Annotated in this window: 18 protein-coding genes and 4 tRNA genes; 15 read left to right on the forward strand and 7 right to left on the reverse strand. The window is 41.3% G+C overall.

Features of this window, described 5'->3' with window-relative positions; all coding sequences use genetic code 11:
- Window positions 1-112 precede the first annotated feature (112 nt).
- From BM107_RS14295 to era, 4 genes are all read right to left on the reverse strand, one after another.
- The gene (locus BM107_RS14295; RefSeq protein ID WP_090984456.1) at window positions 113-622 is read right to left on the reverse strand and encodes a GNAT family N-acetyltransferase; all 510 of its coding nucleotides are present in this window, start codon (window positions 620-622) and stop codon (window positions 113-115) included.
- 278 nt (window positions 623-900) lie between these two features.
- The gene (gene der / locus BM107_RS14300) at window positions 901-2,202 is read right to left on the reverse strand and encodes a ribosome biogenesis GTPase Der (RefSeq protein WP_090984664.1); all 1,302 of its coding nucleotides are present in this window, start codon (window positions 2,200-2,202) and stop codon (window positions 901-903) included.
- Window positions 2,203-2,356: 154 nt separating this feature from the next.
- The gene (locus BM107_RS14305) at window positions 2,357-2,863 is read right to left on the reverse strand and encodes a TlpA family protein disulfide reductase (RefSeq protein ID WP_090984458.1); all 507 of its coding nucleotides are present in this window, start codon (window positions 2,861-2,863) and stop codon (window positions 2,357-2,359) included.
- 16 nt (window positions 2,864-2,879) lie between these two features.
- Window positions 2,880-3,776, reverse strand: coding sequence for a GTPase Era (gene era / locus BM107_RS14310; RefSeq protein WP_090984460.1), 897 nt, complete (start codon window positions 3,774-3,776; stop codon window positions 2,880-2,882).
- Window positions 3,777-3,889: 113 nt separating this feature from the next.
- Between era and BM107_RS14315 the strand changes: the two genes are divergently transcribed.
- Window positions 3,890-3,965: transfer RNA gene (locus BM107_RS14315), tRNA-Met, on the forward strand.
- Between the two features lie 67 nt (window positions 3,966-4,032).
- Window positions 4,033-4,104, forward strand: a tRNA-Glu gene (locus tag BM107_RS14320).
- 577 nt (window positions 4,105-4,681) lie between these two features.
- Here the strand turns inward: BM107_RS14320 and BM107_RS14325 are convergent.
- A complete protein-coding gene (locus BM107_RS14325; RefSeq protein ID WP_090984462.1) occupies window positions 4,682-5,308 on the reverse strand; it encodes a hypothetical protein in 627 nt (208 codons plus the stop codon).
- A 121-nt stretch (window positions 5,309-5,429) separates the two neighbouring features.
- Here BM107_RS14325 and BM107_RS14330 point away from each other — a divergent pair, with 121 nt between their 5' ends.
- The 4 genes from BM107_RS14330 (at window position 5,430) to BM107_RS14345 (ending at window position 8,288) form a co-directional block, all read left to right on the forward strand.
- Entirely contained in the window at window positions 5,430-6,887 is a 1,458-nt protein-coding gene (locus BM107_RS14330; protein ID WP_090984464.1) for a sensor histidine kinase, read from the forward strand.
- Window positions 6,884-7,567 carry a response regulator transcription factor gene (locus BM107_RS14335; RefSeq protein ID WP_090984468.1) on the forward strand — a complete coding sequence of 228 codons (684 nt, stop codon included), beginning with the start codon at window positions 6,884-6,886 and terminating at the stop codon, window positions 7,565-7,567. Before BM107_RS14330 ends, BM107_RS14335 begins: the two co-directional genes overlap by 4 nt.
- 506 nt (window positions 7,568-8,073) lie before the next feature.
- Window positions 8,074-8,149, forward strand: a tRNA-Met gene (locus BM107_RS14340).
- A 67-nt stretch (window positions 8,150-8,216) separates the two neighbouring features.
- A tRNA-Glu gene (locus tag BM107_RS14345) sits at window positions 8,217-8,288 on the forward strand.
- A gap of 245 nt (window positions 8,289-8,533) precedes the next feature.
- Here BM107_RS14345 and BM107_RS14350 read toward each other — a convergent pair.
- On the reverse strand, window positions 8,534-9,568 hold the full coding sequence (locus tag BM107_RS14350; RefSeq protein WP_090984470.1) for a hypothetical protein: 1,035 nt from the start codon (window positions 9,566-9,568) through the stop codon (window positions 8,534-8,536).
- Window positions 9,569-9,988: 420 nt separating this feature from the next.
- Here BM107_RS14350 and BM107_RS14355 point away from each other — a divergent pair, with 420 nt between their 5' ends.
- Window positions 9,989-10,747 carry a helix-turn-helix domain-containing protein gene (locus BM107_RS14355; RefSeq protein WP_159435245.1) on the forward strand — a complete coding sequence of 253 codons (759 nt, stop codon included), beginning with the start codon at window positions 9,989-9,991 and terminating at the stop codon, window positions 10,745-10,747.
- Between the two features lie 976 nt (window positions 10,748-11,723).
- On the opposite strand, the gene BM107_RS14365 is transcribed toward BM107_RS14355, so the two are convergent.
- A complete protein-coding gene (locus BM107_RS14365; protein ID WP_139222294.1) occupies window positions 11,724-12,620 on the reverse strand; it encodes a phage integrase SAM-like domain-containing protein in 897 nt (298 codons plus the stop codon).
- A gap of 267 nt (window positions 12,621-12,887) precedes the next feature.
- Here BM107_RS14365 and BM107_RS14370 point away from each other — a divergent pair, with 267 nt between their 5' ends.
- From BM107_RS14370 to BM107_RS14405, 8 genes are all read left to right on the forward strand, one after another.
- Window positions 12,888-13,133 (forward strand): hypothetical protein, encoded by a 246-nt coding sequence (locus BM107_RS14370; RefSeq protein WP_134204257.1) that lies wholly within the window; start codon window positions 12,888-12,890, stop codon window positions 13,131-13,133.
- Window positions 13,134-13,788: 655 nt separating this feature from the next.
- Window positions 13,789-14,520, forward strand: a complete 732-nt coding sequence (locus BM107_RS14375) for a response regulator (RefSeq protein WP_090984480.1) — start codon at window positions 13,789-13,791, stop codon at window positions 14,518-14,520.
- A 33-nt stretch (window positions 14,521-14,553) separates the two neighbouring features.
- Window positions 14,554-15,573: a ParM/StbA family protein gene (locus BM107_RS14380; RefSeq protein ID WP_090984482.1), complete on the forward strand. Its 1,020-nt coding sequence runs from the start codon at window positions 14,554-14,556 to the stop codon at window positions 15,571-15,573.
- A gap of 30 nt (window positions 15,574-15,603) precedes the next feature.
- Entirely contained in the window at window positions 15,604-16,686 is a 1,083-nt protein-coding gene (locus BM107_RS14385) for a HEAT repeat domain-containing protein (protein ID WP_090984484.1), read from the forward strand.
- 12 nt (window positions 16,687-16,698) lie between these two features.
- Window positions 16,699-18,207: a glycosyltransferase family 2 protein gene (locus BM107_RS14390; protein ID WP_090984486.1), complete on the forward strand. Its 1,509-nt coding sequence runs from the start codon at window positions 16,699-16,701 to the stop codon at window positions 18,205-18,207.
- Between the two features lie 5 nt (window positions 18,208-18,212).
- Entirely contained in the window at window positions 18,213-21,086 is a 2,874-nt protein-coding gene (locus tag BM107_RS14395) for a tetratricopeptide repeat protein (protein WP_090984488.1), read from the forward strand.
- 30 nt (window positions 21,087-21,116) lie between these two features.
- Window positions 21,117-23,501 (forward strand): NAD-dependent epimerase/dehydratase family protein, encoded by a 2,385-nt coding sequence (locus BM107_RS14400; protein WP_159435246.1) that lies wholly within the window; start codon window positions 21,117-21,119, stop codon window positions 23,499-23,501.
- Window positions 23,502-23,533: 32 nt separating this feature from the next.
- Window positions 23,534-25,762: a DUF4838 domain-containing protein gene (locus BM107_RS14405; protein WP_159435247.1), complete on the forward strand. Its 2,229-nt coding sequence runs from the start codon at window positions 23,534-23,536 to the stop codon at window positions 25,760-25,762.
- Window positions 25,763-25,814: the final 52 nt, after the last annotated feature.

Here is a 25,814-nt window from a genome sequence, read left to right on the forward strand (position 1 = left end):
ATGTGGATCTCCTTCATCTGTGTTACAAACCAAGACGATAGTAAATATTGAAACCTGGTCGCATCAAAGGATAAATGAGTTATCTGTATAGCTATAATATTAAGATTACTTATTACAATACAATCTCAAATAAACTTAAACTGATTCCTTCATAATGTTTTGGTAATCCATCTGTTTTTTCCATGGTTACTACCCCAACATAATTAAACCCACAATCGGTATAATATCCCAGAAGCTTTTTATTATCCGCCCAGGTATCCATTCTAATAAACTTAATGTTATTCCCTACCGCATAATCTTTCGCCCATTTTATAATTTCCTTCACAAAAGCATAACCCCTAAAATCAGGATGGGTTACAATCCTATGAATATAAATTGCATCATGATCACGCGTTCCCCAAATTAAAGGATCATTAAATGTAACGGCAAATACACAGGCTACTACCCCATCTATGAGGATTTTATATTGACGGTTTTCATTAATTTCGGTCTGCACCATATCCATGTTGAAGCCTTGCCAGTGTTTGTTAAATACTTTCTTTTGGTGGGCAATAGCTAAATCATAAAATTCGAAAATGACATCGATATCTGTTGCCTGGCTATTTTGTACTTGTAATTGCATGTGGTAAAGGTAAGGGTATTTTTTAACCACAGATAAGCGGGATAAACACAGATCTAGATATTGTCCGTCATTCCCACGAAAGTGGGAATCTTAAAGCTAGCGCATTAGGGTTCCAAACAAGTTGGTAATGACAATCTCTATAAATATCGCTTCCGCCCCAATGTTCTGTAAAAAACAATCATTCAGAATGACAATGAAATAAAACAGGGCTGCTTCGCTCTGGATGCATCCCTGTTTTTAATCATATGGTTAGGCATTTCGCCTTTAAACCTTCAACCCTATTTCTGTCTGAAATAAATCTGGATCGGTGCGCCGGAAAAATCGAAGTTTTCCCTTAATTTATTCTCGATGAAACGTTTATACGGATCTTTAATATACTGTGGCAGATTACAGAAAAAGGCAAACATTGGCGAAGTTGCATTAATCTGCGTGATGTATTTAATTTTAATGTGTTTTCCTTTCAAGGCCGGTGGCGGGAATTTCTCAATCAGCGGCAACATTACATCATTTAATTTTGATGTAGGAATTTTCTTGCTGCGGTTTTTATAAACCTCTAAAGCTGCCTCTATTGCTTTAAAAATCCGCTGCTTGTTTAATACGGAAGTGAAAATGATCGGCACATCAGTAAACGGACGGATACGCTCATGGATCTGCTCTTCGAAAGCTTTCATTGTTTGCGTATTTTTCTCGATCAGATCCCATTTGTTTACCAGAATCACAATGCCTTTTTTGTTCTTTTCGGCCAGGTGGAAGATATTGATATCCTGACTTTCAATCCCTTCAACCGCATCAATCATTAACACCACTACGTCAGCTTCTTCCAAAGCTTTAATGGTACGCATTACCGAATAAAATTCCAGGTTTTCTTTCACCTTGGTCTTTTTACGTAATCCGGCTGTATCGATCAACATAAACTCATGACCGAATTGATTATAGTGGATTTTGATGGAATCGCGGGTTGTACCTGCGTTTGCAGTCACAATATTCCGTTCTTTACCAATTAATGCATTAACGAGAGAAGATTTACCCACATTCGGACGACCGGCAATGGTTACTTTAGGCAATTGATTTTCTTCTTCAGGAATATCTTCGAAATTTTTAACAATTTCATCCAATAACTCTCCTGTTCCGGAGCCCGTCATAGATGATAAAGGATATACTTCGCCCAATCCGAAACCATAGAAAGTATGGATTTCGTTATATAGAGCCGTATTATCTACTTTATTTGCGCAAACAAAAACGGGTTTATTACTTCTGCGCAATACCTGAGCTATATCATCATCCAGATCGGTAATACCTGTGGTTACATCTACCATAAAGATCAACACAGTGGCCTCTTCAATGGCAATCATCACCTGCTCGCGAATGGCAGCTTCATAAACATCTTCAGAGTTGGCTACATAACCGCCCGTATCAATTACGGTAAATTGTTTATCAATCCATTCGCCCACGCCATAGTGCCTATCGCGGGTTACCCCGCTCATATCGTCTACAATGGCTTTACGGCTTTCGGTTAATCTGTTAAAAAGGGTACTTTTGCCTACGTTTGGCCTGCCTACGATGGCTATAATGTTACTCATGGTCTTCTTTTGATAGTTAATGGCTGTAGTTAACGGTCCTGGTGTTTTAAGCAAGCTGCTTAAAAATTTGGCTATCAGCCATTGACTATCAACTACTAACCGATTTATTTCGGGCTGCAAAGGTACGGTTATTTTTTCGTAACCGCTATTAATATTAATTTTTATACTTTTCCAAAAGTGCTTTGATTACATCTTCCGTTAATTCATTTCCTTGTAACAGCGGAAAACCTTCCCACCTTACCACCCCTTTTGGATCAATAAGGATAGCATGCGGAATACCTTTAACCTGAAGCAAATCTTTAACAGTTCCTTTAGTATCTATGGCTTCGAAATAGTTGATTTTTGGATTATTAAAAGCTTCTACTTTTTCTGCTGCTTCATCAGAAATACCAATAATTACAATTTTATCTTCATATTTCTTCTGGATATCGTTTAATGCAGGGATATATGCCCGGCATGGCCCACACCAGGTTGCCCAAAAATCAATCAGCACAAATTTCCCTTTGGTATCAGGCTGTTTTGAAATCCATTTTTCAACAATTAGTTCCGGTGCCTTTTCGTTAAGGATAGATTTGGCCCACAACTTTTTACCATTGTTTGATTCCTGGGCAAAAACCACTGTACCGATCAACAGCAGAACAAAAGTTAGATTTCTCTTCATATCCTAAAAATCGGAATTAATTATCGTAACCGAAGCTTTTTAAATAATTCTTTTTACTTCTCCAGTCGGGAATTACCTTTACAAACATTTCCAGGAACACCTTGCTATCTAGAAATTTCTCGATTTCTAAACGTGCCTCGGTTCCTACCTTTTTTAACATGCTTCCGCCAGTGCCGATCAAAATGTTTTTTTGCGAATCTCTTTCGACTACAATCTCTGCAGTAATCCTGATCATGGTGCCTTTGCCATTTTTCATTTCCTCTTCCTTAAAGCTCTTTACAATCACTTCGGTACTGTAAGGGATTTCCTTCTGGTAATTCATGAAGATTTTTTCGCGGATCATCTCCGAAACAAAAAAACGCTCAGAGCGGTCGGTTAAATCTTCTTTGTCGTAGTATGGCGGATGCTCTGGCAACATTTCGAGTACGCGATCCAACAATCCATCTACATTGTGTTTATGTAAAGCTGATATGGCATAAACCGCAACCGGATTTAACTTTTCCTGCCAGTAGGCAATTTTCTCTTTTACCTGTTCTTGCGTAGCCTGATCTATCTTATTGATCAACACAATCGTTGGAATATCTTTATTCAGGATTTTACCCAGAACATCGTCTTCATCATGCACCTCATTAATGTCGGTTACAAATAAAAGTACATCAGCATCGGTTAAAGATCCGTTAACAAAGCTCATCATACTTTCCTGCAAACTGTATTTTGGCTTAATTATGCCGGGCGTATCTGAAAAAACGATCTGATAATCTTCTTCATTTACGATACCTAAAATACGGTGCCTTGTAGTTTGCGCCTTAGGAGTAATAATGCTAAGTCGCTCGCCCACAAGCACATTCATAAGGGTAGATTTACCCACATTTGGTTTACCTATTATACTAACAAAACCTGCTTTATGCGCCATTAAAATATTTTTTTAAAAAAAATTTGCAGTACAAAGAAACGAATTATATCTTTGCATTCCAATTCGGAAACAGAGTTAAGGATTTAATTCACAAAAAAGCGAGTTGTATAAAGTGCGGGGTGGAGCAGTTGGTAGCTCGTCGGGCTCATAACCCGAAGGTCGCACGTTCGAGTCGTGTCCCCGCTACCAATTCAGTTGGTGGTTCTCAGTTGGCAGTTTACTGCGAATTGAAAACTGGAAATTTAAATACTGAAATGGCCCGTTCGTCTAGGGGTGAGGACGCCAGATTTTCATTCTGGAAACAGGGGTTCGATTCCCCTACGGGCTACAGAAATCAATATCAAATGATGTAAAACCCCTGCAAATTAAATATTTGCAGGGGTTTTTATTTGTACCAAAAATCTAAAATAGGCATCAAATCGCAATAAGAAGGTGTGTGATTCGGTTCGTATCTAAAACGGAAAACACTACGTAACGGATTCTCAGTAACATTTTTGATTATGATTACGTTGAAGCGTCTAAGGTTTCCATCTCTTATACTCTTCTAATCAATTTCCGGAACAGGTTGACCAAAATGAGAAAGATAAAGACAATCTAATATAATCCTGAAAATTTCGGCTACATTGACCAAGTGAGTCCGCTGCGAATTGGTCAATTTGAGAAATTACACAAAGCTCACCTAGAATCTTACTTAACTGCCCATTGTGTGATTAGTGCAGCCCAAAATACACTGACCTAAAAATCGAAAATGACTTCATCGCCCCAAGCGAAATCTTCGGATGAGATATGTTAGTGTTCTAATTATTGCAATAAACAATCAAAAACAGCGGTTTTGTGACAATGCGACAGAATTACAGTTAAAACAATCTGTCTAAAAATGATTAATTTTTATGGTGATTACCCAACTATTCAAATTTCATTAGAAATAAAAGATAATGTCTGACACCATATTTCTTGCCCCAGTTTTCGATGTCCTTTCCATTGCTACCAACTTGACACCAGGATTTTGAACCATCTTCCCGTTCATACGGAAGGATAATTGCCATAAAATAAAAATTTCCTCCATAGGTAATCGGCAATTTGCTCTCCTCTGCCAGGTTTCTTAAACTATAATCTTTTGTCTTTAATCCTTTGTATTCTTTAGTATTAGAAAATTTATCGGATACAAATGAAATCTTAATCTTATTGTCAGATGTCATTTTAGATATTACTTTCATCTCCAGCGTTGTATCATTGATTTTGTCCAATCCTGCTTCAGCTAAATCTTTAGTGCCAAATACTTTCTTTTCTGATTTCATTTTTCCCTTCCAAAATTCTTTAACCGATATTGAATAGCTCTTCCCTTTCAGATCAATTCCTGAAAACCTGATCTTGTAAAAATCTATACCATCGAACCTTAATAAATCATTGAGTTCTTTATCCTCTGTCCCATAGTTCGAGGTCATTTTTAAATTTTTATCGACTTTTTGTGCAAATGATGCATCTGAAATCAGCGCAAGCAATAGTGTGCTTAATAGAAAATATATTTTCATTATTTATAAGTTTATACAAAACTGGACAAATGTCTACTGCCTATTCGTTAAGCGCAGTTAATACTGAGTTAATTAGTGTTAACGAGCTGTCAAGTTTCATTTTGGAGACTTATGTTTGTGCATGCAAAAGAATATCGTTTTTGTTTTGGTTATGATGAGCTGCTGCGTGCTGGGTATTGTTAGTTTACAACTTTACTGGAACTTTAAAAACTACAATTCTGTAGTCGCTAATTTTAAAAAGGACACCAATAATGCTTTGGATATTGCGGTGGAAAGAGAGATGATGCAGAGGCGGAAACAACTTGTTTCTGAAGTGAAAAAATGGATGAATAATCCTTCAATCGTGAAAATAACCTGCGATACCAATAATAAGGACCATAGTACAGCCTTTACGCTTACGGACGCCATACCTTATTACGCTGATGAAAAAGCTGATCAGGTTACAATGGGGATTAGTTCATTCAACAAAAAGGTAGGCAGAATTAATCCTGAAGCAAAAAAAGTATTTATCGAGCATTTTTCGAAGATTCTAATGAACGATTTGAAAGATGCTACAGTACACTATTACACCCAAGGAATAGGCCATAGGTTGGACAGATCATTCAATGAAAGCAGACTGGATTCAGCTAATTTAATCAAAATTTATAAGGAGGAATTGGCAAAAAGGCAAATATCAACTTCGTTTAAACTTAATACAATGCTTTTAACCAGCAATAGTTTTGTGACGCACAAAGTGAATACTGCATTTAGACGACCTTATGTGAATTCATTGGTATTTGCGAGCCTCGAGAACCCCAACAGTTACTATTTACGGCAAACAAAGTGGCTTGTTATAGGTTCGGTTTCACTGATTGGAATCACATTAAGCTGCTTTTATTATACCGTTAAAACTTTGTTCAATCAACATAAACTGGTGGCTATAAAAAATCAATTTATCAGCAACATGACCCATGAGATCAATACACCACTTTCATCTATACAGGTAACCGCAGAAGCGCTGAAGAAGTTTAAGCCAAATGAAGAAACAACAGAAAAGTATTTAGAAATTATCCTTTACCAGACGCAAAAATTAAATGATTTGACTAACGAGATTTTGGAAAGTGCAAAATTGGATACATTGAAATTTTCAATGGAAGATATGGTAGACTTGAAGCAACTCATATCTGAAATTCTAGCGGATTTATGTGAGGTAATAAAGATTCAGCTTAATTTCGAAGCAGGTGATTTTATCATTATGGGAAATCGGGTCCACCTTCAACGATTGATTACAAATCTTTTGGAAAATGCGATAAAATACAATATTGAATCAATTCCTGAAATTAGCGTTGATTTGGAGAAGATAAACAGCGGTATTTTGCTTCGGATAATTGATAATGGTCCTGGAATAGCAGATGAGCACAAGTCGAAAATCTTTGATCAATTTTATCGAATTCCAACTGGCAATATGCATAATGTGAAAGGTTACGGCTTAGGATTGAATTATGTAAAAAAAGTTGTTTCGCAACATGGAGGCTCGATTTCAGTCAGCGATAACAAGCCTTCGGGGGCGATATTTACATTAATATTTCCAGCTAAATGAGTCGATATAAAATCTTACTTGTTGAAGACGAACCGTTTTTGGCAAAGGTTATTGAAGATAGCCTGTTGCAGAAGAATTATCAAGTATTGCATACCACTGATGGCAGGAAGGCTTACAATTTATTTTTAAATGGAGATGTGGATCTCTTAATTTTAGATGTAATGTTGCCCTCTATGGATGGCTTTACCTTTGCCAGGCAAGTGCGAAAAGTAGATGGAAGCACCCCAATTTTATTTTTAACGGCTAAAACGACTACCAATGATTTGATTGAAGGTTATAAAAGTGGAGGTAATGATTATTTGAAAAAACCTTTTAGCCTTGATGAGTTATTCTTAAGAATTGAGGAACTTTTAAAGCGAAATCGAAAAGAATTGGAGGTAAATTCGATGGAGTTTTCGCTAGGAAAATATGTATTCTATCCCAATAAACAAATTTTAATTTATGCGGATGAGACGATTAAACTGTCTAGCCGCGAATCGGAGTTGTTATTATTACTGTATAAAAATAAGAATTCGTTAACTGATAGGAAGCTGGCACTTATATCTCTTTGGGGAGATGACAATTTTTTTAATACCCGGACAATGGATGTTTTTATCACCAAACTTCGTAAACATCTTAAAAAAGATTCTTCTTTGGAAATAATCAATATGAGAGGTTTAGGCTATAAGCTAATATGCTAGCTTACCATTATCATATATTTTGCTTGTCTTCATCAAAGCGTGGATTCTTCCAATGAATATCAGAAATTGGATTTCTATTTCATCAAAATCCAATTTCAGGGATTTCTAGCACAGAAGATTATATTTGAACAAACAACTACCTTATGAAGATCCTTTCTTTCAGGCACCTTGACCGTTATGATTTTTCATCAAATACTTTAGATATAGGCAATCCAATAACTAAAGCAGACCACACTTTTTAAAATATCTTTTCAAGAGAATTTTGCGATACCACAAAAAGTAAAGAGAGTTATTTTATCAAATTATCTTCATCAAAGTCAACAGATATTCCTAAAATGCAACCCACTCATTATTAAGCAAAAAACATCCATCTGGATATTTTCCCTTTTTTAAATTAGATAGTCCATTCAAAATATTTTAAAAAATATCAGGATTGACTTTGTAGATATCAAAACAATTTATACCTTTGCACTCCCTCAAACGGATATTTGGGGCGAAAAATAGAGTGCGGGGTGGAGCAGTTGGTAGCTCGTCGGGCTCATAACCCGAAGGTCGCACGTTCGAGTCGTGTCCCCGCTACCAATTCAGTTGGTAGTTCTCAGTTGGCAGTTTACTGCGAATTGAAAACTAAAAATTTAAATACTGAAATGGCCCGTTCGTCTAGGGGTGAGGACGCCAGATTTTCATTCTGGAAACAGGGGTTCGATTCCCCTACGGGCTACAATCCCGCTTTACAATGAGTAGAGCGGGATTTTTGATTTTCAGAGAATTTTAATCGGCCTTAGAAGCATTTAAACAAAAATTTTGGTTCGATTCCTGTTAAGTTGACTTGGCGGGAAACTAAACGAACCAATACCCGAGAATATCGTTAGCCGTTGATCAAAAGTGCAGATCTCATACTTGGAAGCATTACACTATAGGTAAGAAGCGTTTTTGATTAAGGGATGACCACGATACTAGATATTTTTATTCTTTCATCAGTATCATTTGATATCGCTTACCATCCATTTTACCAGCAAGTTTTAATTGATGAGCTCCATTTGGTCGCAGGATTCCCTTGAACGTGCCGATGCCCGATGCCGGATATCTCCATTGCATATGAATATCGCCATTTTTTCCAAGCTTGTATTGGCCGATACGGATCCTGCGGTAATCGTTCCAGCTAAAAACTACCTCGTCTGCAATATCAAGATAAACATGGCTCAGAATGCTGTCTGTGGAGAATCTGGCTTTGTAGGGAACGTTATCTATTTTCAAGTTTTCCACCCGGTATTTACCCGTGAGTTCAGGATGCCTGTTAGGATGTTGCAGGTGAAAAGCGCAAAGTATAGGTATTAGAACAAATAACGCAGGCCAAAGCCATTTCACAGGGGTGCTGGAGTTGTCGGAACATTTAAACAATAGCGGGAACAGATGACCGCCTTCTGCCACGATGAAGTAAATCACCGCTGCTAACAAGACGATACCTTGTGCCAGTACACCAAGTGGCATGGCGTAAAAGATGTCTAACAATGTAATAAACACCAGCATAGGCAAAGCGATAAGGCTGCCCAATAACCTGGTCCGCTTGAAGAGGATCAAAGCGGCCGCAATTATCTGCAGTAAAGCGATGATTGATGTAAAACCGTACGAGAAATGAAAAAATGCCCAAACGAGGTTGTAACCCGAGAAAGAGGAGAAAGGCGAATCAAGCATACCCAAGGGGATGAGCATTTGCAATTTTTGCAGCTTTTGTAAACCAAACATAGCGAGATCTAAAGCCAGAAAAAATGCAATGATTTGCATGATCCATATTTTAATAGCGTTAGCTAAGCCTCTCCGTTCGCGGGAGTACCAAATAAATACCACAACCGGCGCGATCAATAAAGGCAGGTAAGCTGCCAGGTAAATAAAATCAACTGGAATGATGTCGGCCGCATATTTGGATGCTAGTCGTCTAAAAACAAGCCCCACAACAAATGCGGAAAGCAGGCAGAGTAATAATTTTTGCAAGAATTTCATGTGATTCGTTTTATCGCAAAATAAGGTGTTAACGGTAAGAAGTTTGTTCGCTTGTATCCAAACGCACGATCCTGCTGGATAGCGACGTATATTTACCTGAGAAACGATATCGTCATTATGCATCCATCATTCGCATTGTTATTTTCCGCACTCAGTGCAGGTACTTTATTTTTAGCGTCTTTCTTATTGCTAACAGGTGCTGCGAAAGCCAATCCGGAAGCTAATAAATGGCTTGGTATATTCTTTTTCCTGCTGAGTTTACTTTTTATGGAGGTTTTATTAGAGCAAACTGATAATTCGTACGTTTTATTAATTCAACTAACCGAGTGGCCCCGCTGGGCCATATTTCCTTCCTTGTATATTTCGGTGTTTAAATTTGTCCATCACCCGCAGAAGCCTCAGCTATTGTTTATTCACTTTTTGCCAGCCATTATTTTTGTAGTGTTAATGATGCTGGGCGGGCATGTACAACTGCCAACTTGGGGAGGGCTTATTGTACGCTATTTCTTTTTTGCACAGGGTTTGGTATATGGATTATTAAACCTGCAAATATTGGCTAAACATCAAGATCGTATTCGCCAGTTATTAGCCGATAAGGCTTCAGATCTTAAATGGTTCCGTCATTTTGTCTATGCACCCTTAATCATAGCTGGATTATGGTTTGCCTTTAGACATCTGCCCGAATTTGAAGGATTGTTACAATTAATATGTTTAGGCGTCTGTCTGTATTTCGTTTCGGCAGCGTTACGTCAACGCGAAGTGTACCCCGAGAAGATATTGAAGGTTGTGGATGAATTGATTGATCGCCCTAAGAACTCTACAACGGCTCAAAGACTTACAAAACAGCAAATTGAGCTGTTAAAAGATCGCGTTGAGTTAATTATTGGCCAACAAAAGCCTTATTTAGATCCCACCCTTAATCTTCAAACCCTGGCAGACAGCGTAGGCATAAATACGCACGAGCTTTCCTTAGTTTTAAATCAGGGCTTTGGTATGAACTTTTATGCATACGTTAATAATTTGAGGGCTGAAGAAGCGGTTAAATTATTGGAGTCAAGGCGATATGGGCGGGGCGATATGGAAGCTATCGCAATCCGATCAGGGTTTAATTCCCGTACAACATTTTATGCGTCCATAAAAAAATTAAAGGGTAAAACTCCGGTTAGTTTGCTAAAATAAGAGGTTGAAATTTGGGTGTAACTGCTACTATTAAATATTACGAAGGTATGGAATGGTATCCTGTGGTTTTCAATATAATTGATCCCGCAGTACTTTCGTAACCTCTCTTCCTGATCTCGTTGTGAGTAGCCTTTACCGGCCTGCTCTTCTGTGCTTACACGGATTATAGAGCTACTGTTTCATATTTGTTCGTTAAAATTAACCAATTGATATACAGATAATTTAACTAAAAAATACAGCAATTACAAGACTTTTATCGCTTCTTTTTATCTACAATGATGCCGTTTTTAGCAAGTGGTTCCATAGCTATTTCGGGCTTTATCATAACTGCATACCGGAAGACTTATGAGCAAAGTACCGCTGATATACTTTAATCATTAACCAGTAATTTCTATTCTGTTGCAGAAAAATATTGTAAATCGTTTTTGCTTTAATTCCCTGCTTTTCTGTACCGATCTGCAATATTATTCATTGAATTAAGTGATTCCTTTTGTTAAGACATTTAATCTCGTGGCAATTTATTAACCCATTGAAAATTTCGTAATATTTCTATTGACTTGAACTTTTGGCTGCGAGAAATGGTAAAAACTTTGGATTTGAAAAGCAAACGAAACAATCAATAAGATCAGTTTATTTATTAAGGAATTTATCTCTATAAGCCTCTTCGAAATGCAACTGCAAAGAGCGTATTCGTTCGGTATCAATATGATTGATATAACGATGAAACATCTGTTCGGAACTATGCCCAGTGGCTTCCATTAATAATGATGTTGGAATTTTGCCGTAAAAATTAGAAGCAAAACTTCGCCGCCCGATGTGGCTGGTGACCGCCTTCCATTTTGGGATTGCCACTCTTAATACCCTGAATCCTATTCGCTTGCCAATATTAACCAATCCATTTATACCGGCCAGCCGGACAACCTCTTTGATCTGTTCATTGTATCTTTTAGATGGTATCTTATCAGGAAAATGCCTCTCATTCTGAGACTTGATGATCAGCACGGCTGGATGCAGGGGCAACAAGATATTCCGTTGCGTTTTTTGCTGCACAAAGGATATACATTCCTGGCCCGCAACGTTCTCTATCATTTGTATGATTAAACTTCATGAAATCCGAAACGCGCTGGCCAGTATAACAACTGATAATCAACCAGTCCCTTGCAGCCTGCAAATTAATTGGCAAGTCCATCCGTTTGATTTTTACCAGTTCGTCTTCGCTCAGGGTAATAAAAGTTGAATTTTTTCGCTCTCTTGGGAGTTCGAGTTCATATACAAAAGTCCTGATCCCTCGTTTTTCCAGATGATTGAGCACAGTTTTTACAAAATTTACTGTACGGTATGCTGTACTGTTATTATAAGCCTCCTCCTTGCAGTAACTCAGAAACTCCCTTACAAATTCGGCATTCACATCGGCAATCATCAAATGCCGCCTACGATACCCTTCAAAACGCTGTAAAAGATTAAAAAATACAATATATCTCTTATGGGTTGATGTACAAATTAGATGCGCTCGAGATGATATATAATTATTGATATTTCCTAAGAGACTTTTCGGGTCGTACGTCATACTTCTGACCGTCACGTTTTTTCGAATTCGGCTGGCAAGCAGCTTTAGAGATACCTTTTCGAATTTCCATCCTATCGAATCCAGATAGGACGCAATCGCGATCCGCATCCTATCCAGCCTGATATTAAGTCTTTTACAGGATTTCAAATAGATATTTATAGGCCTTTGCCGCTGCTCATCCCACATTTCCTTTGTTATACGTAGTGGCGTACGTAACTCGTGAATTTGCCCTTGCTCACCATGGAGCTCCAATAGAATCGTCCTTGACTCTGAATCGCCAAATAATTTAAATGAGAATGTAACCATAAAATCTATCGCTTTAATAAACAGCGAATTTATGGAAGAAATTGGTCTTTCCCAGACTACGATTAGGTTGACAAATATAAAAATTTGTTCGACCAATCAAAAGCTAAAACACTCTGTTTTAAACAAATCATTATTTTTTTTTTCCAAGATTTATTTAAAACAACGGTCCCGGATGGTACTTTTTAAAATTGAACGATCTGGTAATCAATTGTAAAATTATCAAGACAAGTCTGGGAAAGACTACAGTTGGGTTGACAAATATCAAAAATGATACATAGACCAATTAACAATTCAGCACACACCAGTTTTGCTTTTGTAGATTATTGTGAGATGCCTCACTCATTCATCGATACTTTTGCGGAAAGAGCTGATGGGTTTCACCTGTTATTTTCAGCTTTCAACGGTGCAGATCTATTGGACGGGCCTGGCAAATTGGAGCGCCTGCTCCACATATGTATTCTTGATCTTTATACGCCCGTTATGGATGCATTAAGTCCGCCAAGCGGCTTCTGAAATGCTATCACGCTATCATTTTGTTCGGATATACCGCAAGTGAAGATCCGAGAGATATTGGGCGAATGCTCGAACATGGCGTGCGTAAAGTTCACTTTAAAGAACATCCCGTACAAATGTTCAAGGACATCCGAAATCAGATGGACATATTAGAGCGGAGGTAATTGGAAACAACAGTTTTGAAAAATGGTCAGAATTATTTGTTCTTAATTTCCGGCATTAGGGCTACAATAGGTTCTTTAGAATTTATAATAATATAAGACATGAATATAAAAAAAACAATCGTTTGGGGAGCTGTTTGGATAAGTGCACTTATTTGGCTCCGTATTCTAATCTATTTGATCACAAAATACATATTCTAAATAAGATGCATATCAAAAAAAACTTAAAATGTCCCAGGTGTAAAAGAACTGGTGAATGCGAAAGGATACATAGACCTACTGCAGTAAAGCTGTTCCTTCCTTTTATCAAGGCACGTTACAGGTGTCTGCAATGTCTTAGAAAATTTAGTATCCTAAAGAATGCAAGATAACGGTTAGTATATCGGTAGCCTGTGATTTTAGCATTACAAGCAGCAAATGTTATCAGCTGACCAAATCATTATGATGATCGGATGGACATGTATTTAACTATTTAATTAATTATAAATTTTCCAATGGAAAAACGCTACGAAGATACAAATGTAGTCAGCAAACCTTATTCAGTTCTGCATGTAGACAGTGATATGCTCATGCGAAGGATATTTAAAAAAACCTTTTCCGCTGAATTTTTTCACCTTGATTCCGCCGCCGACGGTAAAGAAGCATTTCTGTTTTTAGAACAAAAGCAATATTCCTATGATATTGTGATTACGGAGATGCATATGCATTTCGCCAATGGTTATGAGATCGTAAACCGGATACGTCAGGAGGCTCCAAGCTGTACAGTTATTATCACTTCCAGTATGAGCTTCCTCCATATACGGGAAGGACTCGACTTGATTCGGGAGAATTATTTTAAAAAGCCATTAGTGGTGGGAAAGCTTATGGATCGGATCAAGACGATACTTCAACCAGGAGAAAATACAGGTTATCATAATTCCTATGAACTATCTTCTCCAGCAACACAACTATTGGCCTCAATATTTGAGAGTGGTACTTTCTGTACTGATTCTGCCAAAATTCTGAAAAACAAAGGTGATACCATAGTTGAACCTTTGATTGTTGAGCCTTATGGTACAGAAGTCGACTTAAAACAGGATCATTGGCCGCTGACCGGACCAGACCAAGAACTGGCTAGCGAAGTTACGCTTATAGAACAGTCAGGTCCCAAAAAAATATCATTGGAAACAGCACCGCAACCGTCACAGAAACCACCTTCCTATATGTCTGATAAGCGATGGTGGTAAAAATCAGCTTACACATTAAAAAATTATTCGCATATGTATAATACGTTTTCTTTTTCCAGCCTTTTACAAATTACTAATGCCCCATTGACCAATACCGCAGGTTCCCTGCTAAATGGTTTAAAGATCCGCTTAGACCAATCTTGGTATATCTGCGGCAATCTAGCCCTAAATGAAGGCGCAAATCCCAGAAGGCCACTGAATATATCCCCTGAGGCGACCGAATACCGTGTACTTTTTCAGGCTGCCCTACTTATCGCAGCAGAACAGCAGTCAAAGCAAATGGTCACTACCATTGGCTTTCCTAACAGTATTTACCGTTTGTATAAAGATCAGGCCAGGGACCTGCTGACCAGCGGCTATCAGATTGTATGGGATCCTGGCGTTTATGGTGGTGAAACATCGCAGCCGCTTAATGTTATAGTCGACCAGGTAGAGGTATTGCCTGAGATTGTTAGCTGTATGATTGCGCTGCGTAAAGGTACGCCTGGTATAAATGGTGCTTTTTTTGCATTGAGCCTAGGTTTCGGCACGCTGGAAACTGGTTTAAGCACGGATGAAGGCGTTGTTGAACATGCGATGACCAGCATTCAGGGTCTGCATTATGCCGTAAATATCCTACGGGAAGAGCTTCAGCAGGAGCATGATCTGGCCTTTCAGAGTGTTCAGCAACTGGATGATGCATTTCGTGATGGCTACCTATACATCAACCGCAGGAAGACCGACTTATCCGCTTATCGGAAAAGAGCCATTCAGGCTTATTACACAGAAATCGTTTCTCCTTCACTTCGCCTGATCATCAGTGATAAAAACCTGAAGAAAACCAACCGGATATTTCTGTGTGGCGGAGGTGTAAACTATCATGATCTTTTGGAATGTATCAACCAGGAGTTCGGAGAAATTGCAGATATCCATACCGTTAATGAACCGGAAACGCTGGCAGTACAGGGTTACCTGCTAAACTCACTTCGTTTTACAGCAGGCAGCACAAAAACCCCGGTAGGCATAGACATGGGAAACATTCAGACACGGGTGGCGATACTCCAAGAATCATAACGAATATCTTTCTATCACTATTGATATGCTATGAGCGCCGAAACTATTTTTATCACCATTATCCAATGTATTATCGCATTATCTCTGCTGGGTACGTTTGTCTCGTATACAATCATCGCGACTAAACGCCATAAAGAGGCCAGAAACCGCAAAAGACAGGCCCAGCTCAACCAACTTATCGTTGACAAAATTCTGCCGCAATTTATCAAAGAAGATTTGTCAGAGGCTGTTTCCGAACCGTTGATCGACCGGAAAATCCTGGACGAACTGGCACTGATGGACAAAACCGACCGGCAGTTAATGATCGACACACTAATCCACCTCCGCTGGCATGTGGCTGGGGCGAATGCGTTTATTCTACACCGGGTTTATGTACTATTGGAACTCAATCAGGATTCCCTTCAGAAGATCAAATCCAGACGTTGGCAGGTCAACGTGCAAGGGTTGCACGAGCTGACCCTAATGGACTATGCGATCTCAGACATTGATATTTTACGGTTCAACCTCAGTGATGTATCTGAACTGCGTTCAGCAGCGAGAAGCGCATTTATGCGTTTCAGTAAAAATGAGCCGTTTCGCTTTTTCGACGAGATCCGCGACCCGCTAAGTATTTGGGAACTTGTCGGCTTTTTCCGCATCCTCGACCAATCGAAAGATACCGTCAAATCCAACTTTGCCAACTGGATCCGCTATTCCCGGAATAAGACGGTAGTTATTTGTTGCATGAAGCTGGCCGCGCACGAACAAAGCATAGAGGCCATAGACAGTATCGAAGGCTTGCTGAATGTGAATGACCATGCCCTGCGCTCTCATGCAATCAATGCGCTGGGTCACTTGCGGGCATTGCATACACAGGATCATTTGATCAAAATGTATCCTAACCAACCTATTGACTGTCAATGCGAAATACTATTCGCCCTGGGCATCTTCCGTACGCCGGGGGCAATCCAGTTCCTAAAAGAACAATTTCTCGTCACTTACGACTTTGAGATCGAAAATAATGTGGCAGGCATACTAGCCCGTCTGATGCGCGGGGGGCAGCTAAATTGGACAGTACCACAGCTCCAAGAACGCAAGCAGCGCATATTGAACTATTATTTACAAGAACAATAACCAGTTAAGCAGATGCAAAAAATTATAGATATTTTCCAGTGGTTCATTTTTTTCTACAGCAGTCTGACGATGGTTATTTATGTCGCAATGGCTATCCTTTCCTATAAACATATCCGGCTTTACTTCTGGAAAAATATGGGACATTATACGCAAAACATGATATCCAGCCCCTTATCTCCCGGTATTTCCGTTATTGCACCAGCTTACAACGAAGGGCTGACAATTATCGATAATGTATATGCTCTGATGCACCTGAATTACCCGCTTTACGAGGTAATCATTATCAATGACGGTAGCACGGATGATACCCTGGATAAACTGATCGAACACTTTGCGCTAAAAGATGTTGATCTCCCTTATCATGAACGGATCAAGACCCTGCCTGTTAAGCGGTTTTTCAGATCAAGTGACAAGGCCTATGAGAAACTACTCGTCATTGATAAAGAGAATGGCAAGGGCAAGGCAGATGCATCCAATGCCGGTATCAATGCCTCCAAATATGATTATTTCCTTTGTACAGACGTTGATTGTATCCTTCATGAGGATACACTATCGCGTCTGATGCGGCCAATCCTGGATGAGAAAAGTAGAAATCAGCTTGATGATATCCAGGTCATACCCGATACCGGTTATATACACGTGGAAGATAACCAGCGCCGGGTAATCGCCGTGGGGGCACCGCTTCGGATGATCAATTCTTCCGATGTAGACAATGGCGTCATTACCCGGTTTCGTCCGCCCAACAAAATACTGCCCCGTTTCCAGGAACTCGAATATATAAGGGCATACCTGCTTTCAAAAATGGCTTGGAGCGCGCTTAACTGTGTCCCCAATGTGTCCGGTGGCCTTGGTCTTTTTGATAAGCATATCGCCGTTAAGGTCGGTGGATATGATCCACGTTCATTCGCGGAAGATATCGATATGGTAACGCGCATGAGTGTTTATATGATCCAGAACAATAAGCGATACGCTATCCGTTATATCCCCGTATCGCTATGCTGGACCGAAGGACCGCAGAACCTGAAAGTGTTCAGCAGGCAGCGTGTACGCTGGGCACGCGGGCTGGTACAAATCATGCGCCTGCATTGGCACGTATTGTTTAATACGAAGTTCAAGCGACTTGGAATGGTAGTATTTCCCTACAATTTCCTATTCGAATTTCTCGCGCCGATCTTAGAACTGACGGGATTTATCTTTTATATCTACCTAATCGTCATCGGCGCAATCAATTGGGTAAATACACTTACACTTCTTTGCTTCCTATACATGTTCTCGGTGATGATCAGCTCCATTGCCGTGTTATGGGATCAATTGACCGAACGGCATTACCGGAAGACCAGCGAGGTAATTGGGCTTTGCCTGACCGCATTTGCTGAACCTTTTATTTATCATCCCCTAATTGTTTTTTTCAGCCTGAAAGGCTATGTCCAATCTATGTTCCGGCAAAAACTGGTGTGGGGCAACATGCAGCGCAAAGGATTCTCATCTTCCAATACCAAAGGTACATCATCAAGCACATAGACATCATGAAGTATATCTTACCCTTTATCCTCATTTATATTTTTGTTCAGACCTGGAACATGGCCAGTGCACAGACCTGGAGTTCCATTCGGGCCGAAAAGCGCTACCAGCAAGCCCTTACCGAAATAAAAGGTTCGCGAATAGCCCAAGCGATACCATTACTGGAAGAAGCTGTAAGGCTCAACCCTGACCATATCGACGCCCAGGTACAGCTTGCCCGGCTCTATATGGCAGATAAGCGCTATGAACAATCCATCAGGGTTGCTCTACTAGTGATTGATAAATCTCCGAAATATGAAGACATTTATTATTATATTATTGGCTCTTATCTTTCTATCAAACGTCCTGCTGAAGCCCTACGCTATGTCGATCTGGCGCTTAATTATTTTCCAAACCAAAAAGATTTCGTGATTAAAAAGATTAATATCCTTGATCGGTTGCAACGTTTTCAGGATGGCGATGCCTGGTCACAGAGAATGTTACAGCGGTTTCCGACAGACAGTAATATACGGCGGTCGATAGTTGGCCACTATGAGGCCAAGGCCGACTGGTATGTTCGCAACCACATGGAAAACCTAGCTATGACTTATTATGAAAAAGCACTTGAACTGGCTCCTACCAATAAAGACCTGAGCGATAAAATAAATAAGCTAGTGGCGCAGAGTGGGGACATCAACGCCAAAATCGCCAAAGCGAACGGGGCTTTAAACAGTAACGGAAAATCCTATACTGCCCTGTACTATAAACTTGGCCTGCTCCAGGAAGCCAGCCGGTACGCTGAAGCGCTTGATGTGCTGCGCACGATCTTACGTTATTATCCCCATGATAAAAAAGCTCTTGCGCTAAACAATTCTCTGCGTAAGCAGGCGGCAGGTTACTACCAGAATACGGACGTCTATACATTGTATCAATCCATACTGGATCAAAATCCTAACGACGAAGAGGCCCTGCAAAAAGTAACCGGTATGGCAATTGCTATGGGAGATTTGAACCAGGCATTCTACCGGATAGACCGTGCTTTACAGCGCAAACCTACAAACGTAAAATTACTCCGACAAAAAATGGGCCTGGCCTACCAGCTTCACCGTTACCAGATGGCTGCGGATATTGCAGTCAGGCTTTATAACGTTGCCGATAAAGTTTCCCGTCCAGAGATTCTGCAAATGGTCAACGCCTGCGGCAATTACTATTTACAGGAAAAGCTTGCCGACAGCGCAGTAATGTATTTCGACAGAGCGCTCTCACTAGAAGCCGGGAATCTGGCGGCTATAAAAGGCCGTGTGAACGGATTGATCATGGGTAACAGGCCTGACCACGCTATACGGGAACTTGACCGGGCAAGTGGGCTTTATCCCGATAACATAGATTTGCAAATGGAAAAAGCAGGTTATGTGGCGCAGGTAGGTCGGATCCATGAAGCTTCTAAACTCAGCGAGCAGCTTTTCAGGCGATATCCCCATAACTCAAAAATAAAGAGTTTGTACCTTGAACAAAAGTTAGCCCTGGCTAATGCGTTCATCCAGTCGGAAAACTATACCGAGGCAGAGTCACAATTGCGCACACTGCTGAAAGTAGATCCAGGCAATAAAGATGTACTGAACTATCTCTCCAATATACTCGATCTGCAAAAGCATTATAGTAAAGCATTGGACATCGTCCAAATGGCTTTGGCCCAATACCCTAATGACCGGGAATTTCTGCAAAAAAAAGCATCCATCTTATATAATGACCATCAATACGCCGCCTCGGCACAACTGTCGGCAGCGCTTTTCTCACAATATCCCTTTAATCCTAAATACAAAAAAATGACAACAGACGCCTGGTATTCCGCAAGTCTGGATTATCAGAAAAAAAAGCAACCAGACAGCGCCCTGTTGAGCATCGACCACGTAATGGCTATCAAACCGGCAGACTCTACTGCCCTTTTACAAAAAACGAGCCTCCTAATCGGACAGGGCAGCTTTGAACAGGCGCTATACTGTACAAATTCGGCTCTCCGGAGTTTCGAATATGCTGAACCTTTTTTGCTACGGAAAACAATCATCCTGGATAGTTTGAAACGATATACCGAGGCTGCAGCTTATGCAGATACACTGGCCAAGCGATATACGAATGATAAGAACAGGGACTATGCCGATCTTCTGCGGAGTAGAACGCTACATAACGCATTCGGTTTAACACTCCTAAACAGTTCATTTACCTCAATTGATGGCGCCAACACACCGCCAGCTTACAATATCGTTACGCTTTCTTATGACCGCAGTGGGTTAGATAAGATCAATTATGGTACACAGCTGGTCTTTATTGGCCGCCAGCAAGGTACGGGCGTGATGGCAGCTGGAGATATTTCGTACAAGGTAAACAAGACGTTCCATTGGAACGCCGGAGTCGCACTGTCCAATAACGTCCTGTTTCCTAAATATAGAATTGCTTATTCTCTTTTCAAGACTTTCAGTAATGGACTGGAAGGTGAATTGGGTGGACGTTACTTTCACATCGGAGGCTTTAACGTGGGCTCCCTTGTAGCTGGTATAGGAAAATCGTTTGGCCCTTTTGCGGTTAATGCCAGGGCGTTCGGCATCAGGCAGCAGAACAGCCAATATTTTGCGTTCAATGCAGGTACCCGGTATGAGCTTAGCGGGCAGGATCTGTTGCAGGCAAATTTCGGTCTTGGAACCTCGCCGGACGATATGAGCCGCCTGGTCCTGTTTCCCAGCTTACATGGCATCCTGAACCGAAGCATCGGAGCTTCTTACCGTCGTACATTCCGCTATCGGACTTCCATAGGCCTTGCAATGACTTATATCAACCAAAAAATCACCGATGCAGCATTCAATAACCAATACGACCTGCAAATGTTCATGCTGGTCAAGTTTTAGCAAAAAAGTGAAACCATGAAAAAAACGTTATTGATCTTAGGAGGCGACGGTTATCTGGGATGGCCTTTGGCCATGAAACTGGCGCTACAGCACCCGGACGAAAAGATTGTCATTGTTGATAACCAATGGCGCCGAGAGGCCGTAAGGGAACTGGGATTTGATTCACTTTCCCACATCCCAAGACTTGCTGAAAGGATCGCTGCTTTCCAGCGCCATTATGGCATCTACAATATTCACTATCAATTGTTCGATATATGTTCGACAATGCTGGAAGACCTGATTATCCGGGAACAACCGCATACCATATACCATTTGGCGCAACAGTGTTCGGCCTCCTATTCCATGATGGGTTTGGATGAGGCCTTGCACACATTACGGAACAACGAGGAGGGCAATATGCGCCTGTTATGGGCAGTACGGCAACATGTTCCGAAGGCGCACATTATCAAACTGGGCTCTTTTGGCGAATATGCTAAAGGTGGCATTCCTATTGCGGAAGGATATTTCCGGCCATCCTATAAAGGAGCTTCTGCTTATACCGATCTGCCTTATCCGCGTGAGGCCAACGATATTTACCATATTTCCAAGATCAACGATTCGAATTATACAGCGATGGCCTGCCGGATCTGGAACCTTCGCATAACCGAAGTGATGCAGTCTACGGTATTTGGTTTATTAACAGAAGAGATGGCGTTTAAGCCAGAGCTGTATACCCGGTTTGATTACGATACTGTTTTCGGTACGGTAGCTAACCGTTTTGTTATTCAGGCGGTAAGCGGTAATCCGCTGACGATTTATGGGAACGGCCATCAGCGTACCGGACTGATGGCCTTACGTGATGCGGTTGGCTCACTTGCAAGGTTTGCTGCCGAACCGCCAGCTGCCGGGGAACACCGGGTGATCAATCATGTAACCGAGACACATTATTCCATCAACGAACTGGCTGCCGATATCATCGGTGTTGCCCGTAAGGCTGGGTTGAAAACAAGTGCTGTGCACCTGGATGACCTGCGCAAGGAAAACACCGATTTCAAAGCAGGTTATGAAGTAGAAAGTTCTCTTCACAATCACCCGCTTTTTCATAGTGACTTTCGTGAGGTGATCCTGGAAACCTTGCAGCTGGTATATCCCTATAAAGAACAGATTACTGATCGTCATTTCCTGCCCTTCATTTTTTGGGAAGAGAGCTGTAAAAGCCCAGCAGAAAATTCGGCGGATAGGATGTGGGAGCGATTTTGGAACAAGATACGTAAAAAACACTTCGGACAGCCACAACTTAACTTAAACCCTGGCTGCCTGGGCACCGTGGATATTACAGCAGATCTAGGAACCGCACAAAATGGAAATCCATTGGCACTTTACGCAAAGACACGCGAAGCCTTCCGATATATCAAACAGGAATGCAATCACCTATGGCCTTCTCCCGGCTACCGGTTCACAGTTACCTACAGTACCTCGCAAACCATGAACCTACTTGCACTGGCGATGCTTCGCAAGCTGTTGACCACCAAAAAAGGACCATTCAGGGTAGTGACCAGCAAACACGAGCATCAGGGCGGGATTGGCCCGTTCGAGCAATTGTCAGAATTTATTGTTTATTATCTACCAGACGAAGTACTGGTTTCGCGTGGTATGTTAGAAGAAAAATTGTCCCTCCTACAACCGGATATCATCTTCCTGTCGCATACCTATTATGACACCGGTGATGTTGTACATAACAATAATACCCTGCGGCTCTTAAAAGAAGCCGCGCCAGACGCTTGGCTCATCCTGGATGTTGCGCAGTCGCTAGGTATCCACCAAATCCCGTTCGGAACTGCAGACCTAATCACTGGCAGTACACACAAATGGCTTTTTGGGCCTTATGGCGGGGGGCTTACCTGGATAAAGCATGCTTTTGCTGAATGGATTGGCGCACTGTTCTGGAATGGCCAGCAGCTTTTACCTGACGTAGAAACCCACGGCTTCAGCTTGCCAGGCGGACAGGATTTTAAACTTTATTGGCAACTGCATCAAAGCCTTGATCGCTATAGGCAAATCGGCATAGTTACCGCTTTGGAGCGTAGCTGTGAACTGGCAGATTTCCTTCGGAAAGAGTTGTCTTTAAGGCTTAATACTGCAGGAATCGCCCATTATTATTTAAATGGATTCCCTACGCCATGTCTGGCGCTGGCCTTCACGGATTATGACCCATACCCTCTTTACATACATCTTCACGGGTTGGACATACATGTAAAGTGCATCAAAGACCGGCAAAAGGAAAATGGAGAGACCATTCATATAATGCGTATCGGCTTACCCTATTATGAAACGCGCGAGCGCCTCTTCCGCTTTATACAGGAAGTAGAAAAGTTTGTCAGTATTGAGACGGTATTAGCAGAAGCTATTTCTTTAACTAAAGATCAAGTGGTATGAGCCTTATTCGAATAGCATTTACCGGGCTACAAATGGCCATACTACTGCTGGTGCAATCTTGTCAGGGTAACGATATAAAACTTGTAACAGATCAAAAGCCAGTATCGGAAATCATCCTTCCTGAGCAAGCGTCACCTTTAGAGAAGAAGTCGGCTTCTATTTTGCAGGAATATGTCCGGCGGATTACAGGGGCAACCCTGCCTATTCAAACAGTGCCTTCCCAAAATATTGCGCACCTGATCTATGTTGGCTCTGCCGCTACCCGTGTAGGCCAATTTATTGAACCACTGAAAGCTGAAGGCTATGAGATCGATGTACGTGGTGGTAACATTTACCTATATGGAGGCTCGGGCAAAGGTCTTTTATATGGCGTATATGAACTGATTGAAAAACAGTTTGGCGCAAGAAAGTATGACCAAGGACCAGCTCTTATTCCCCACAGCCGGGATCTCGGCCTACCGGCTGGATTGCATATGCTTTATGAGCCTGTACTGCTTTACCGGGAATCTTATTATCCATCCTCAGCAGATCCAGAATACCTGGATTGGCACCATTTGCACCGCTTTGAGGATCTTTGGGGACTTTGGGGTCATTCTTTTTTTAAGATTATACCTCCAGAACGTAATTTCCGGGAGCATCCCGAATACTTCTCATGGGTTAACGGGCACCGCCAACCCAGCCAGCTTTGCCTGAGCAATCCAGATGTGCTTCGCCAGGCTATCGCTTATTTTGAAAGGGCAACAGCTGCAAATCCCGACGCAATCTACTGGTCCATCGCGCCGATGGACGGTGCGGGATACTGCACTTGTGAAAAATGTGCAAGGGTTGATGCAGAAGAAGGCGGGCCACAGGGGTCGCTCATCCGTTTCGTAAATGCTGTTGCCGCGTATTTTCCAGACCAGTTGTTTACAACACTGGCATACGGTTACTCTGCGGAAGCAACCAAACATACCCGACCAGGAAAGAATGTCTATGTGATGTTGAGTACGATCAACTCCACCCGTCACTTGCCTGTGGCTACCAATCCGGACGCCGTTTCATTTCGCAGGCAACTGTCCGAATGGTCAAAGCTCACGCCCAACCTGCTTTTATGGGATTACACAACGGATTTCTCCGCCTATCTAAGTCCATTCCCGATGCATGATCATTATGTGGCTAACATCCGGTATTTTCAAACTCATGGAATCAAAGGTATTTTCGAGCAGGGAAGTGGCGAAACACTAGGAGACATGTCTGCTTATGCAAGTTATATCCAAGCCAAAGCCTTATGGGATCCTTCCCTTAAATTGGATGAGGTACAAGATGATTTTTTAAAAGGATATTATGGCACTGCTGCCCATTCAATAAAAAATTATATCGGACAATTGCTTTCGGCACGGAATGAGACGCAAGCACGGCTTGGTATTTATGATCAGCCTTTCGCGCACCGTTCAGACTATCTTGCTCTTGACAAAATCAGCAGTTATCGGCAGTCTCTAAAAGAGGCCGCGGATGCCGTTGCTGGTTCTCCCGAACTGGAACATAAAATAAAGACTTTAAGCCTTGGCTTAGAGTATGTAGAATTAGAGCAAGCCAAGGCTTATGGCATTCAACCCGGTGGTTACCTGGAAAAATTACGAGAAGGAACCTGGAGGGTAAAACCGGGCTGGAATGTTCGAGTAAAAAGTTTTGTCAGCGATGCGCAAAAAGCTGGTGTGATCACCTTATCGGAAACTGGTGGCCCTTTGCCAGACTACCTTGCAAGCTGGACAGCTATTTTGGACAATCCTTACCGGCCTTCATTAATACTAGGTGCGAAAGCTTCATTTTCTAATCCGTTCATTGAAGACTATCCGGCCAATGGCTCGGCTACACTCACAGATGGCATATTGGGTGGCACCGATTACAGCTATAACTGGCTACTGTTTGCTGGTGGCATGGTGAAGATTGACATTCCGATTGGACGTGATATCCTACCAGCCAGTATACAAACTGACTTTTTGTTTGATCCCTCCCATTATCTCTTTCTTCCAGAGAAGATTTCCGTCGAAGGATCGATTGATGGCAACAATTATTTTCCAATAGGAAGCCTTCGTTTAGATAACAATGTTCCTTCTGACATGAAAGCTAGGGTGCAAACTGTGGATTGCACGTTAAAGTCTAAGCAGTTGCTACGCTATCTGCGGGTGGCAATATGGTTTCCGGCAGAATTGCCAGAATGGTTTAACGGTTCGCGGCACAGGAAGCCACTGATGGCTATTGATGAACTAAGCCTTGAATAAAAATATTAGGCCTTCTGTCATTTCAAATAGCAGCATCAAATCGAAAAGCCAT

Source organism: Pedobacter suwonensis, from assembly GCF_900111825.1.
In the GTDB taxonomy this organism is placed as follows: Bacteria; Bacteroidota; Bacteroidia; order Sphingobacteriales; family Sphingobacteriaceae; genus Pedobacter; species Pedobacter suwonensis.